Source organism: Longimicrobium sp. (assembly GCA_036389795.1).
Lineage (GTDB): Bacteria > Gemmatimonadota > Gemmatimonadetes > Longimicrobiales > Longimicrobiaceae > Longimicrobium.
In genome coordinates this window covers 43,006-56,961 of the sequence record DASVWD010000117.1, presented here as the reverse complement: position 1 = coordinate 56,961, position 13,956 = coordinate 43,006, and the positions used below count along the sequence as shown (strand labels likewise).

11 protein-coding genes are annotated in these 13,956 nt (G+C 72.7%); 10 read left to right on the top strand and 1 reads right to left on the bottom strand.

Going from position 1 to position 13,956, the window contains the following annotated elements; all coding sequences use genetic code 11:
• Positions 1-299 precede the first annotated feature (299 nt).
• The 10 genes from VF746_16045 (at position 300) to VF746_16000 (ending at position 13,459) form a co-directional block, all read left to right on the top strand.
• Positions 300-1,457: a DUF4956 domain-containing protein gene (locus VF746_16045; GenBank protein HEX8693935.1), complete on the top strand. Its 1,158-nt coding sequence runs from the start codon at positions 300-302 to the stop codon at positions 1,455-1,457.
• 35 nt (positions 1,458-1,492) lie between these two features.
• Entirely contained in the window at positions 1,493-2,746 is a 1,254-nt protein-coding gene (locus VF746_16040) for a metallophosphoesterase (protein HEX8693934.1), read from the top strand.
• The gene (locus tag VF746_16035) at positions 2,743-5,319 is read left to right on the top strand and encodes a BamA/TamA family outer membrane protein (GenBank protein ID HEX8693933.1); all 2,577 of its coding nucleotides are present in this window, start codon (positions 2,743-2,745) and stop codon (positions 5,317-5,319) included. The genes VF746_16040 and VF746_16035 overlap by 4 nt, the downstream gene beginning before the upstream one ends.
• Before the next feature lie 218 nt (positions 5,320-5,537).
• Entirely contained in the window at positions 5,538-8,771 is a 3,234-nt protein-coding gene (ppk1, locus tag VF746_16030) for a polyphosphate kinase 1 (GenBank protein HEX8693932.1), read from the top strand.
• Positions 8,772-9,304: 533 nt separating this feature from the next.
• Positions 9,305-10,246, top strand: coding sequence for a hypothetical protein (locus VF746_16025; protein ID HEX8693931.1), 942 nt, complete (start codon positions 9,305-9,307; stop codon positions 10,244-10,246).
• Between the two features lie 103 nt (positions 10,247-10,349).
• Positions 10,350-10,553, top strand: a complete 204-nt coding sequence (locus VF746_16020; GenBank protein ID HEX8693930.1) for a hypothetical protein — start codon at positions 10,350-10,352, stop codon at positions 10,551-10,553.
• Positions 10,538-10,816, top strand: coding sequence for a type II toxin-antitoxin system RelE/ParE family toxin (locus VF746_16015; GenBank protein ID HEX8693929.1), 279 nt, complete (start codon positions 10,538-10,540; stop codon positions 10,814-10,816). The genes VF746_16020 and VF746_16015 overlap by 16 nt, the downstream gene beginning before the upstream one ends.
• Positions 10,817-10,987: 171 nt before the next feature.
• The gene (locus tag VF746_16010; GenBank protein HEX8693928.1) at positions 10,988-12,004 is read left to right on the top strand and encodes a zinc-binding dehydrogenase; all 1,017 of its coding nucleotides are present in this window, start codon (positions 10,988-10,990) and stop codon (positions 12,002-12,004) included.
• Between the two features lie 309 nt (positions 12,005-12,313).
• On the top strand, positions 12,314-13,333 hold the full coding sequence (locus tag VF746_16005) for a cellulase family glycosylhydrolase (GenBank protein ID HEX8693927.1): 1,020 nt from the start codon (positions 12,314-12,316) through the stop codon (positions 13,331-13,333).
• A 30-nt stretch (positions 13,334-13,363) separates the two neighbouring features.
• Positions 13,364-13,459, top strand: coding sequence for a zinc-binding dehydrogenase (locus VF746_16000; protein HEX8693926.1), 96 nt, complete (start codon positions 13,364-13,366; stop codon positions 13,457-13,459).
• 328 nt (positions 13,460-13,787) lie between these two features.
• Here the strand turns inward: VF746_16000 and VF746_15995 are convergent, their stop codons facing one another.
• Positions 13,788-13,937 (bottom strand): hypothetical protein, encoded by a 150-nt coding sequence (locus tag VF746_15995; protein HEX8693925.1) that lies wholly within the window; start codon positions 13,935-13,937, stop codon positions 13,788-13,790.
• Between the last annotated feature and the right edge of the window lie 19 nt (positions 13,938-13,956).

The window sequence follows — 13,956 nt, the reverse complement described above, 5'->3', positions numbered from 1 at the left end:
GCCCGCGGGTGGGTGCCCCCTCCCCGGCCCTCCCCCGCTGCGCGGGAGAGGGAGAACATATCGCGGAAGCAGGATTCGGAGCCGGACCCGAGCAGGTTCGTACTTCCGTACTTCCGCACTCACGCACTCACGCACTCTCACTTCGCACTTCGCACCCCGCACTTCGCACTTTCCCCCGCCGCGGCGTGCTTCCTGCTGAACCTCGCCGCCGCCGCCCGCGCGGGGAACCTTCGCGCGCGGACGGCGGTTCAACGGGCCCGAAACCGCAGTTGCTACCGTCACTTAGAATTCCCGCGAGGATGGCGAACAGGCAGGCCCCGGCGCGCCGCGCGCCGGAAGACGAGTCGGAGACGCTGCTGGCGCGCCCCTACCCGCAGGGCGGCTCGTCCACCGCGTCGGGCGCGATCCGCACCCCGCACGGCGACGGGGAGCGCCCCGGCGCGATGCAGCGGATGCTGGAGGGCGGGCGCAAGGCGCCGTACCTGCAGCTGCTGGCGTACTACCTGGTGCTGGTGGGGATCATGACCCTGCTGGTCTACTTCATCCCCCCCGTGCGCGACGCCTTCGTGGCGCCCACCATCCTCCCCAGCCGCGACGGCGCCCCGCTCACCGCCGGGCCCATGACCGCCGACGAGGTGGGCGCCCGGCTCTCGCTGCGCGAGGCGCTGGAGCGCTCGCTCACCACCCTGCTGGTGATCGCCGGCGCGCTCTCGCTGGTGCTGCCGGTGGCGTGGGTGTACATGGTCACCAAGCGCTTCCGCTACGACCCCGCGCTGGTGGCCTCGGTCATCATCCTCCCGATCGTGGTGGCGGGGATCGCCCTGGTGGTGAAGGGGTCGCTGGCGCTGGCGTTCTCGCTGGCCGGCATCGTGGCCGCGGTGCGCTTCCGCAACACGCTCAAGGACCCGCGCGACGCCGTCTACATCTTCCTGGTGATCGGCATCGGGCTCTCGGCGGGGGTGCAGGCGCTCGACGTGGCGCTCATGATGTCGCTGGCCTTCAACTACGTGGTGCTCACCGTCTGGAAGTACAACATCGGCTCCATCTACAGCGGCAGCTTCGGGAGGACGGGCGTGCTCAGCGTGGGCCCCTCGGAGTTCCTGGTGGCCGAGCAGCCCACCGCCCAGCGCGCCATCCGCCGCAAGATGCTCCAGCACGAAGGCGACATGAAGACCGACGGCGTGCTGCTGGTGCACTCGGGCGAGCCCGACGTGGCCCGCATGACCGTGCAGGAGGCCCTGGCCGACCTGGCGAGCGACTGGCGGCTGGTGGACGTGGTGCCGCGCGGCGACGGGATGCACACGCTGGAATACCTCGTGCGGCTCAAGCGGCGCACCACGCCCCCCGACCTGGTGGGGGCGCTCGACGAGCGCTGGAGCGTGCAGGTGGACGCGGCCGAGTACTTCCCCTTCCGCACCCGCCGCAAGAAGCGCAAGCAGGGGAAGGAGGACTCGTGAGGCGGGCGACGGGAGCCAGGGCGACGGGAGGAGGAGTGTCGGGGGAGATCGGGAGGAAGACGACGGCCGGGAGGGGCAGGCTCCGGCGGCTGGCCGGGCTGGCCGCCGCGTTCTGGCTGGCCGTGCTGGCGGCGTGCGCCAGGCCGATGCTCGGCATCGGCGACGTGATCGAGGGCGTCCCCGACGACTCGGTGGCCATGCGGCTGGTGCTGATCGGCGACGCGGGGCTCCCCGCGCCCGGGGGCGAGCCGGTGCTCGAGGCGCTGCGCGAGGAGCTGAAATGGGACCCCCAGCGCACGCTGGTGGTCTACCTGGGCGACAACGTCTACCCCCGCGGGCTGGTCGACAGCGCCACGGCCGAGCGCGCCGAGGGCGAGCGCATCCTGCGCGAGCAGATGGAGCCGCTGCTGGAGACCGGCACGCGCGGCATCTTCATCCCCGGCAACCACGACTGGGACGCCGGCAGCCCGCAGGGGTGGGCGGCCATCCTGCGCGAGGAGCGCTTCGTGGAGGCGCACGGCCGCGACCTGATCCGCTTCTTCCCCGGCGAGGCGTGCCCGGGGCCCACGGTGCTGGACTTCGACGACTACCTGCGGCTGATCGTGATGGACACGCAGTGGTGGCTGCACGGCCCGGCGCCCGGCAAGCCGTACGGGAGCGGCTCCCACTGCCGCGCCCGCACGGAGGAGGAGATCATCGACTCCCTCCGGGTGGACCTGGCGAGCGCGGGGACGCGCCGCACCGTGGTGGTGGGGCACCACCCGATCGCGACGGGGGGCGAGCACGGCGGGTACTTCGACTGGCCCACCTACCTCTTCCCCTTCCACCCCTGGGCGCGCCTCGGCGGCTTCTTCGCGCGGCAGGACGTGTCGGGGCGCGAGTACCGCACCCTGATCAGGTCGTTCGAGCGCGCCTTCGCCGCCTCGCCGCCCATGCTCTACGCCGCCGGGCACGAGCACAACCTGCAGGTGTTCCGGCGCGACCCCGCGCGCTACCAGCTGGTGAGCGGCGGGGGGATCTACAACCACACCACGCGGGTGCGGGCCATCACCGGCACCCGCTACACCCGCCGCGCCAGCGGCTACATGCGGCTCAGCTTCCTGCGCGACGGCCGGGTGCGGCTCTCGGTGCAGGTGGTCGACGCCGAGGGGAAGGCGCAGGAGGACTTCTCGACGTGGGTGGAGGAGGAGCGCATCGAGCGCGCGGCGCCGGTGGTCCCGGGCGCCGCCGAGCGCCCCGCGCCGGCCCCCGCCCCCGCCCCGCCACCCGGCTCCGGGACGCGCCCATGACCATCGCCGACGTCCGGCTCGCCACGACCCGACCCGCCGCGGCCGCGCTGGCCGCGGCGCTCTGCCTCCCCGCCGCGCTCCTCGCGCAGTCGGGCACCCCGTCCTCCGGCACCACCTCCGTCGTCGCGGGCGAGGAGTACCGCGCGGGCCCCCTCAAGCGCTGGCTGCTGGGGCGCGAGTACCGCCCCCTGTGGACCGAGCCGGTGCAGGTGGAGGTGCTGGACCTGGGCGCGTTCGCAGGCGGGCTCACGCCCACGCGCCGGGGCGGCGGCAACCAGACGATCTCGCTCCGCTTCCAGGGAGGCGACGGACGCGAGTACGCCTTCCGCTCGGTCAACAAGGACCCCGGCCGCTCGCTGCACGCCGACTTCAAGGGCACCCTGGTCGAGTCGGTGCTCGACGACCAGGTCTCCTCGCTGGTCCCCGCCGGCCAGCTCGCCTCCGACGTGCTGCTGGACGCCGTGGGGATCCTGCACCCGAGCGCCCGGCTCTACCTGATGCCCGACGACCCCCGCCTGGGCGAGTTCCGCCAGGAGTTCGCGGGGATGCTGGGGACCGTGGAGGAGCGCCCGGCCGCGGGGCGCACCGGCCACCCCGTGCTGGCCCGCGCGGCCGCCATCGAGGACACCGACGAGTTCCTGGAGGCGCTGGGCTCGGGCGCCGGGCACCGCATGGACGCCCGCGAGTACCTGGCGGTGCGCCTGATGGACATGTTCCTGGGCGACTGGGACCGCCACGACGACCAGTACAACTGGGCGCGCTTCGACTCGGCCGGCGCGCACCGGTGGCGGCCGATCCCCCGCGACCGCGACTACGTCTTCGCCGACTACGACGGCTTCCTGATCGACCTGGCCCGCTCGCAGGTCCCCAACGCCGTCCGCTTCCTCCCGCACTACGGCGGCCAGCTGCGCGGGCTGATGCTGAACGCCCAGCTGATGGACCGCCGGCTCCTGGGCGAGCTCCCCCGCGCCGTGTGGGACTCGGTGGCCGCGTCGCTGAAGGCCCGGCTCACCGACCGGGTGATCGACGACGCGCTCGCCCGGCTGCCGGCCCCGTACGTGGCGCGCGAGGGGGCGGAGCTGCGCGCGACGCTGCGCGGCCGGCGCGACCTCCTCCCCGGGCTGGCGGGCGATTTCTACGCCGAGCTGGCGCGCGAGGCCGAGGTGCACGCGAAGGAGGCGGCCGACTTCGCCGCGGTGGAGCGCCTGGCCGACGGCGGCGTGGAGGTGGTGCTCCGCTCGGGCGGCGAGCAGGGCCCGGAGTACTTCCGCCGCCGCTTCGTCCCCGCGGAGACGCGCGAGGTGCGCCTCTTCCTGTACGGCGGCGAGGACCGGGCGCGCGTCTTCGGCGCGGGGCCCGACGAGACGATCGTGCGCCTGATCGGCGGCCAGGGCGACGACGAGCTGCGCGACGAGACGCGCACGGGCGGTCACGTGGCGTTCTACGACTACCAGGGCGACGACCGCTTCTTCCCCCGCTCCGGCACCCGGATCGACCGCAGCCGCTGGGACCCGCCGAAGTTCGAGCGCGGGCAGGGGCGCACCCCGCCGCGCGAGTGGGGGAGGAGCTCCTCGCTCTTCTCGCCCACCCTCGCGTGGCGGCGGCACGCGGGGCCGGTGGTGGGGTTCGGGCCGAGCTGGACGCGCTGGGGGTTCCGCCGCTTCCCGTACGCCGCCAAGGGGAGCGTCGCCCTCCTCTGGGCGCCCCAGCACACGCGCTTCGGGGCGGAGTACCAGGGCGACTACGTGGCCGTCGGCTCGCGGCGGAGCCTGTCGGTGCTCCTGCGCGCCACCGAGATCGCGGCCGTCTCCTTCCACGGCTTCGGCAACGACGCGCCGGAGGTGGACACCGACCTGGCGCGCGTCTGGGAGCGGCAGCTCCTGCTGGACGCCGAGCACCGCTGGACGCTCTCGCCGGACGCGGAGGCCTCGTTCGGCACCGAGCTGCGCTGGACCGACCCGCAGCCCGAGCCGCTCGCCCCCGCGACTCTCGCCCCCTCCGGCGACCACTCGTTCGGGCTCGCCGGGGCGCGCGCGGGGGTGCACGTGGACGCGCGCGACACCTCCGGCTTCCCCCGCCACGGCTTCACGCTGGAGCTGGTGGGCGCCGGCTACCCGCTGGCCACGGGCGACGCGGGCGCCTTCGGCGACGTGCGGGCGGTGGGGACGGCGTACCTCTCGCCCCCCGGGCGGGGGCCCACGCTGGCGCTGCGGGCGGGGGGCGAGCGGCTGTGGGGCGACTTCCCCCTGCAGTACGCCGCCTTCCTGGGCGGCAGCTCCACCGTGCGCGGGCACCGCGGCGAGCGCTTCGCGGGCGACGCCGCCGCGTACGGGAGCGCCGAGCTGCGCCAGCCGCTGGCGCGCGTCGAGCTGGTGGTGAAGGGGACGCTCGGCGCCTTCGCGCTGGCCGACGCGGGCCGGGTGTGGTTCGAGGGCGACTCCGACGGCGACTGGCACACGGCGGTGGGCGGCGGGCTCTTCTTCTCGTTCCTCGACCACGCGCGCACCGTCTCCGTGGCCTACGCGCACGGCGAGGTGGGGCGCGTCCACTTCAAGGTGGGGATGCCGTTCTGAGTCCTTGGTGTTTTAGTCCTTAGTCCTGAGTGCGAAGTGCGAAGTGCGAAGTGCTGGACCCACACTGGATGAGAGATGGATGATCTTCGAGCCCGAGACTTCTGCCGGGTCCGGCAAGAGAATTTTCTCACGCAGAGTCAGCAGAGTCAGCGGAGGGGTTTCTCTGCTGACTCTGCTGACTCTGCGTGAGGCTTGATGTCTTTCCGGAATTGAACCCGATGGCGCGCGCCCCCCGCTCCGCTTCCGCCCCGCGCCGCCCGCTCCTGCCGTCCTGGGGCGCGCGGCCGGGCGCGCTGGTGGTGCGCTTCGAGGCGCCCGACCCCGACACCCTGGACGCGCTGGCCGCCGGCACCCTCCCCGAGCCGCTGCGGGGCGGCGAGGCCCAGGACGAGACCTTCCGCGACGTCTACTACGACACCGAGGACGGCGACCTGGCCCGGCGCGGCGCGCTGGTCCGCCTGCGCCTGCGCCCCCACGGGCAGACGCTCGCCGTCCAGGTCTCCGACCCCCGCGACGGCCCCCCGCGCCGCGCCGAGGTGAGCGCCGGCCCGGGCGACCCCCGCGAGCTCTTCGCCGGCCTCTCCGAGCCCGCGCAGCTCCTGCGCGCGCTGGTGGACCCCGCGCGCCTGGTCGCCGGGCTGGAGGTGGAGACGCGGCGGCGCCTGCGCCCGGCGGCGATCGCGCTGGACGACGGCGAGGTGGCGGTGGAGATCGAGTGCGCCGTCCGCACCGTGCGCGAGGGCGACCTGGCGGCGGACCTGTACGAGGTGGAGGTGCGCCTCGCCGAGGACCCGCGCGAGGGGCGCGACGCGGTGCGGGCGCTGGAGGAGGTCTTCGCGCTGCGGCTCCTCACCGGCGACCCCCTGCACCGCTGGCGGCAGAAGCTGGACGAGGCCGAGGCCGGTTGGCTGGAAGAGGCCGTGCGCTCCGCCCGCCGGGTGGCGGTGGTCCCCTGGCGCGCGGGGCGGGTGGCGCTGGTGAAGGAGGGCGCTCTGCTGCGCTTCCCCGGCGGCGCGGGGAGCGGGATCGACGCCGCGCGCCGGGTGCTGCGCGCCGCCTTCGAGGGCGCGGACGGCCGGGTGCGGCTCCTGGGGACCGGCCCCGGCTCCCCCCGCCGCCCCGCCACGGAGGTGTGGATCGCCGAGGAGCTGGGCGACGCCCGCCCGCCCGACCCCGAGGCGGTCGCCTGGGCGGACGCCGGCGAGCTGCTGGACGCGGTGGGATCGCCCGCCCTGCGCGACGGCGCCACCCTGGCCGCGCTGCACGTCCTCGCCCGCTCCGGGCTCCCCGCCACCCCGCCGGCGGCCGACGGCGACGAGGGCGCGGCCGCGCGGGAGGCGCTCCTCACCGCCCCGTCCGCCGCCCCGGCCGACGAGGAGGCCGCGGCCGAGCTGCCGCCGGGGACGCTGCTCAACATGGAGCTCTCCGTGCTGGCCTTCAACCGGCGCGTGCTGGAGCTGGCCGCCGACGGGCGGCTGCCGCTCCTGGAGCGGGTGCGCTTCCTCTCCATCTTCGGCGGCAACCTGGACGAGTTCTTCCGCGTGCGCGTGGCCGCCTTCAAGCGCCAGGCGTACGCCGGGAGCGACGAGCGCACCATCGACGGCGTGGGGCCGCGCGAGCAGCTCGACGCCATCGGCGCCCGCGCCCGGCGGCTGCAGGAGCGCGCCTACCGGCTGCTGTTCGACGAGCTGCTCCCGGCGCTCTCCGGGGAGGGGATCGAGGTCGTCCGCCCCGCGGACCTCAAGCGCCGGGAGCGGACGTGGCTGCGCGAGTACTACGACCGCGAGGTGCACGCGCTGCTCACCCCGCAGGCCGCCGGCCCCGGGCACCCCTTCCCCCACATCCGCAACCAGCGGCCCTCGCTCATCGCCATCCTGCGCGAGCCGCTCACGGGGGGCGAGCGGCTGGGGATCCTGGAGCTGCCCGACGGGCTGCCGCGCTTCGTGGCCATCGAGGGCGGGCGCCGCTTCCTCCCCCTGGAGGCGGTGATCATCGCCAACCTGCACCGGCTCTACCCGGGGATGGAGGTGGAGGGCGCCTGCACCTTCCGCGTCACCCGGAGCGCCGAGCTGCACCTGGACCACTCCCGCACGGCGGACCTCCTGCAGGCGGTGGAGGAGGAGGTGCGCCGCCGCCGCTTCCGCCCCGTCGTGCGGGTGGAGGTGGAGGACTGCATGCCCGGGCGGCTGCGCGCCCTGCTCCTGCGCGAGCTGCAGTACGAGGCGCCCGACCAGGCGGTGGCGCTGGGCGAGGAGGACGTCTACGAGGTGGAGTGGCTGATCGACCTGCGCGGCGTGCGCGAGCTGGCCTCGCTCGAAGCGCCGGACCTGCGCTTCCCCCCCGAGGAGCCGGCCGAGCCGCTGGACCCCGGGGTGCCGATCGTGGACGTGCTGCGCGAGCGCGAGGTGCTGGTGCGCTTCCCCCGCGACTCGTTCGAGGCCACCGTCGAGCGCTTCGTGCTGGAGGCGGCGGACGACCCCGACGTCACCGCCATCAAGCTGGCGCTCTACCGCACCAACCGCCGCTCGCGGCTGGTGGAGGCCATGCGCCGCGCCAGCGCCCGCGGCAAGCAGGTCGTCGCGCTGGTGGAACTGACCGCGCGCTTCGACGAGGAGCGCAACGTGGAGTGGGCGCGCTACCTGCGCTCCTCGGGGATCCACGTGGTCTACGGCATCCCGGGGTTCAAGGTGCACGCGAAGACGGCGCTGGTCGTCCGCCGCGAGGGGAAGGCGGCGCGGCGCTACGTCTACGTGGGGACGGGGAACCTGAACGCCGCCACGGCGGGCGCGTACACCGACCTGGGCCTCCTCTCGGCCGACCCGTCGCTGGGCGAGGAGGTGAGCGACCTCTTCAACGTGCTGACCGGCGCCGGCGGCGAGCCGCGCTTCGCCCGCCTGCTGGTGGCGCCGTACAACATGCGGCGGCGCTTCCTGGAGATGATCGAGCGCGAGGCGGCCCACGCGCGGGCCGGGATGGGCGGGCACATCGTGGCCAAGATGAACGGCCTGGCCGACCGGGAGCTGATCGCCGCGCTCTACCAGGCGTCGCAGACCGGGGTGCAGGTGGAGCTGATCGTGCGCAGCATCTGCGCGCTGCGCCCGGGGGTGGCGGGGCTGTCGGAGAACGTGCGCGTCTTCAGCATCCTGGGGCGCTACCTGGAGCACGCGCGCATCTTCCGCTTCGCCAACGCGGGCGACCCCGAGTACTACATCGGCTCGGCGGACTGGCGCACGCGCAACCTGTCGCGGCGCGTGGAGGTGGCCGCCCCCGTGCGCGACCCCGCCCACCGCGCCGAGCTGGACGCCATCCTCGACCGGCAGCTGAACGACCCCGACGCCTGGGAGCTGGGCTCCGACGGCACCTACTACCAGCGCCCCGACCGCGCCCCCCGCGACTCCGTCGTCCCGCCCCCCGACCCCGGCCGCCGCCCGATCCTCACCCACGAGCTGTGATACCGGATTCCAGGAATCGGTGTGCAATCCGGTCCTTTCGCGAACCATGTCATTCCGAGCGGCGCCGCGGCACCGATCCGGATTTCACACCTCAGCTGGGCGGTGCCCGAGGAATCTACTCACCCCGCCCGGACGCTGGCTCCATGCATCGGTCCGGCCTCCTGCCGGCCGCGAGTAGATTCCTCGGGAGCCCGGCCGACTTCGGTGGCGAACGTGAGCTCAGCGCATCGGGCTCCACTCGGAATGACAGCTTCCCGATGCACAGCGAATCTCGAAAAACGGTATGAGGGCGCGGTCCGGAACCGGGGCCGGCGCGGCCGCGTACTCTCCTCCCCCGGTGCCGTGAGAGAATACCAGAGAAACGGCTCGATTCTCACAGAGGACACAGAGGACACAGAGGACACGGAGGACACGGAGGAACAGCGGATGAAGTTCTCCGTGCCCTCTTGTGTCTTCCGTGAGATTCTGGCGGTGCCGACCTTGCACGTGCGGCCCGGGGCAGACGGCACCGATCCTGATCAACCGGAGTTTGCATGACCCGCCCCACGGCGACGACCTCGACGATCCCGCACCTTCCGCCGCCCGCGAAGCGAGCCGGCGTTCTTCTCTCCGTGCTGGCCGCGCTCGCCGCGTCGGGCTGCAACGATGCGCCCGCGAAGGAGACCGTGGCCGAGGCGGCGTGCCAGGTGGTGGCGAAGGAAGTGACGCTGCCGGACGCGGCGGACGAGACGAGCGGGCTGGCCGCCAGCCGCCGCCACGCGGGCGTCTACTGGACGCACGACGACTCCGGCAACCAGCCCGTGGTGTTCGCGGTGGACGCGTCGGGTCAGAACCTCGCGGCGGTGCAGGTCACGGGCGCTACCAACCGCGACTGGGAAGACGCGGCGCTGGGCCCCTGCCCCGGCGGCGACTGCCTGTACCTGGCCGACACGGGGAACAACGACGGCGACGACGACGTGGTCGCGCTCTGGCGCGTCCCCGAGCCGGCCCCCACCGACCGCGAGTCGGCGCCGGCCGAGCGCTTCACGGCGAGGTTCCCCCAGGGCAGCCCCGACACCGAGGCGCTGTTCGTCCTCCCCGGCGGCGAGGTGTACCTGGTCACCAAGGGGACCCGCGACCCGATCGAGCTCTACCGCTGGCCCACGCCGCTCGCCGCGGGGCAGGCCGCCACGCTGCAGCGGGTGCGGCGGTTGGCCCCCCGCCCGCGGCAGCCGGGCGACCGCGTCACCGGCGCCAGCGCCTCGCCCGACGGGCGGTGGGTGGCGGTGCGCACCTACTCGACGCTCGCCTTCTACCGCACCCCGGACCTGCTCGGCGGCGGCCAGCCGGCGGCGCAGGTGGACCTCACCCCACTCGGCGAGCCCCAGGGCGAGGCCGTGGAGCTGGAGAACGACGGCGCGGTGACGCTGACCAGCGAGGGCGGCGGCCACCACCTCCCCGGCTCCCTGTCGCGGCTGGCGTGCAAGCTGCCGTGAGGAAGCGTTCGGCCGGTGGCGGAGTCGTGGCGGAGGCTTTCCCCGAACCTGCCGCGGAGGTAGAGTTCCGATGAGCGACCGGTCCACCCCGCGCGAACCCTCCATGAGCACCACGACGACCGTCTCCGCCAAGGAAGAGGTGATCGACCTGCTCCGGCGCCTGCCGGACAACGTCACCCTCGAAGACATCCGCTACCACATTTACGTGCTGGAGCAGGTGAAGTCGGGCCTCGAGTCGGCCGATGCCGGGCCGTACCGGACGCAGGAGGAGATGAGGGCCGAGGTGAAGCGGTGGCTCACCGGGTGATCTGGGCTGCCTCGGCGCAGACCAATCTCGAGTCCATCACCAGGTACATCGCGGAAGATTCCCCCAGGCGTGCGGAGATCGTCGCCAGCAAGCTGCTCGACTCCACCGAGCGGCTGGCCGACTTCCCTTACTCGGGACGGATGTTCGCGGAATGGCAGGATCCCGACGTCCGCGAGATCATCGTCTACAACTACCGCGTGATGTATCGCGTGTCACCCGGTCTGGTTACGGTCTTTCGCGTGGTGCATGCGCGAATGAGCTGAACCTGAAGAGCCGCCGACGCCCGCGGATCCGTCCCGTGGGCACTTGCTTTTCCAGCCCGGGCTGACACCGGGCGGCTTCCACGTGTTCATGGGCACGACGTTCACTCCGGAAGCGAAGCGGGTCTTCCGGCAGATCGCCCCGAACCTCGGGCCTGCACCAACGAGCGCGGAATGAGGGCGATCGTCCTGGACCGGCACGGCGGCCCCAGGGTGCTGCGCGTGCGCGAGGTCCCCGACCCGGCGCCCGGCGCGGGCGAGGTCCGGGTGCGCGTCGCGGCGGTCGGCGTGAACTACGCCGAGATCCTCTCCCGCAAGGGCCTCTACGGCTGGGCGCCGCCGATGCCGTACACGCTGGGGATGGAGGCGGCCGGCACGATCGACGCGCTCGGCGCTGGCGTCGAGGGGCGCGCGGCCGGCGAACGGGTCGTCGTCGGCGCGCAGCACGGGGCGTACGCGGAGAAGGTGGTGGTGCCGGAGCGGCAGGCGCTCCCCGCCATCCCCGGCTTCTCGACCGAGGAGAACGCCGCGTTCCCCGTGAACTACCTCACCGCGTGGGTCGCGCTGATGGAGATGGCGCGGCTCCGCCCCACCGACCGCGTCCTGGTCACCGCCGCCGCCGGGGGCGTGGGCACCGCGGCTGTCCAGCTCGCCGCCCGCTTCGGCTGCGCCGTGGTGGGCCTGGCCGGGAGCGACGCGAAGCTCGAGGCGATCCGCGCGCTCGGCGCCGAGCAGGCGGTGAACTACCGCCGCCCCGGCTTCGAGGAGCGTCTCCGGGCGGCCGCCGGCCCGGGCCGCTTCGACGTGGCGCTGGAGGTGGTCGGCGGCGAGGTCTTCCGCGCCGTCTGGCCGGTGCTCGCCCCGTTCGGCCGGGTGGTGGTCGCCGGCTTCGCGAGCCTGGCGCTGCAGCGGTGGAACCCGCTCTCCTGGCTGCGCACCTGGCGCGACCTCCCCAGGGCCGACATCCGCTCCCTCGCGCCGGCGTCGCACGGCCTCCTGGCGACGCACATCGGCTACCTCCTCGACGACCCGCCGCGGCTCGCGCGGGTGTGGGAGGAGCTGACGGCGTTCGTCGCGGCGCACGGGATCCGGCCGGTGGTGGGAGCGACCTTCTCCTTCGACGACATGGCCGGGGCGCACCGGCTCATGGAGTCGCGGCGGAGCGTGGGGAAGATCGTGGTGCGGGTGTGAGTATGACGGCAGCTTCATGCAGCAGCCGCGGGGGGCGCTCCGCGCGTCCCGGAGGCGAATCGACCAGAGCAGTCTCGGAAACTTGTCCAGGAGTGTAGCATGAGCCTGCGTACTTCGGCGTTTGTGCTGGCACTCGGCGCATGGTTGGGCTGCGGCGGAGGAACCGCCCCGGGTCCCGGTGCCGTGAACGACAGCGCAACCCTGCGAGCCGGGAGCACCGGGTCCGCGAAATGGGATCTGTGGACCGGGCCTACGCAGCTCCACGGGGCCAACACGTGGCAGCGGCGCCCACAGACCGACACCGGATCCGTGTTCCCGCGATACTCGGCGGAGGACCTGCGCTCCCTTGCGGCCTGGGGCGCCAATTACGTGAATCTCTCCGTCCCAGGCCCGTACGGTGAGCGGCTGACCGGACGCCCGCGGCGGTATCACCCCGACTCCCGGGTCTGGCAGTCGCTGGACTCGATGGTTGCGTGGTCGGAGCGCGTTGGCCTGAAGGTGGTGATCTCGTTCCGTACGGGGCCCGGCCGCAGCGAATTCGTATTCGACCCTTCGGAGGAGCCGAAGATCACGGACCTGTGGCAGAGAGCCGAGGCGGAATCCACGTGGGTCCGGATGTGGGCGGAAGCCGCGACCAGGTACCGTGGCCGCCCATCTGTCGTGGGATACGACCTGATGGTGGAGCCTCTGCTGGGTCCGGACAATCCGCGCCGTGTGCCCAGCGAGCGGTGGTATCGGCTCGCTCGACGGATAGTGCGCGCGATTCGGCGCGTAGACTCCACCACCCCCATTCTCGTCAGCGTGGCGTCCGGCGGGGATCCGGAAGCACTGCGGGGGCTCCCCCTGGATTCATTCGACGTGTACCGGGACCGTCTCGTCTTCACGATCCACCTGTACGCGCCGAACGACTACGTCTACGGCGAGTCGGCCGATGCCGACTTCGAGTGTCCAGGCCCATCGTCGGACACCCCTGTCCCGCCGGGACCGCTGCCTCCGGATGTGCTTCGTGCGCTCGACACCATGTACGACAGCATCGCCGCATGGAAACGCGACACCGGAGCTCCACTGGCCGTCAACGAGTTCGGTGTACACCGGTGGCAGCCGGGAGCGGAGGCTTTCCTGGAGCGACACTTCGAGCGCCTGGAAGAGCTCGGTGTCAATCACGCGCTGTGGCTATGGGACCCGGCAAAATGCCTTGGCTGGGACGAGATGAATTACCGTCATGGGCCGAACCCAAGGAACCACGTAGACGCGCCGGGGAACCGGCTGGAGGCGGTGATCAGGAGAGGCTGGAGCGGACGTGCGGACGTCGGGCGTGGGAGGAGTTGACGGCGTTCGTCGCGGCACGGGATCCGGCCGGTGGTGAGGGCGACTTTCCCTTTCGACAAGATGGCCGAGGCGCATCGGCTCATGGAGTCGCGGCGGAGCGTGGGGAAGATCGTGGTGCGGGTGTGATACCATTTCGCAGAGGATTGTTCGGGTACCCGGCTCTGAAAGGGTCCCTCACGGAGGACACGGAGGAACAGCAGGGAGATCGAAGCTCTCTGTGTCCTCCGTGTCCTCTGTGAGATCTCAATCTGTTTCTGTTTGGAACCAGAACTACGCTCTGCACTGTGGTATGACACCATCCTGCAGAGGATCGTCCGGAGATCGAGATCCGTAACTGAATGTCTCACACGGAGTCAACGGAGTTAACGGAGAACTGCGGGGTTCTCTGTCGACTCCGTTGACTCCGTTAGTTCCGTGTGAGGCTTTGCGCCGGAGGATCGCCGGCCTGCGTCCGTCAGTAGCAGAGGACGTTGCGGGTCCGCGGACATTCCGGGCAGGTATGCGGAAGCCCGGTCGGCGTCATCGCGCTCTCCTCCGAGGGCAGGTCCGGGACGGGGAACGACTCCACGCGCAGGTCCTCCGGCTTCAGCTGCAGCTTCTTCATCTTGTCCCTCCTTTGCGAG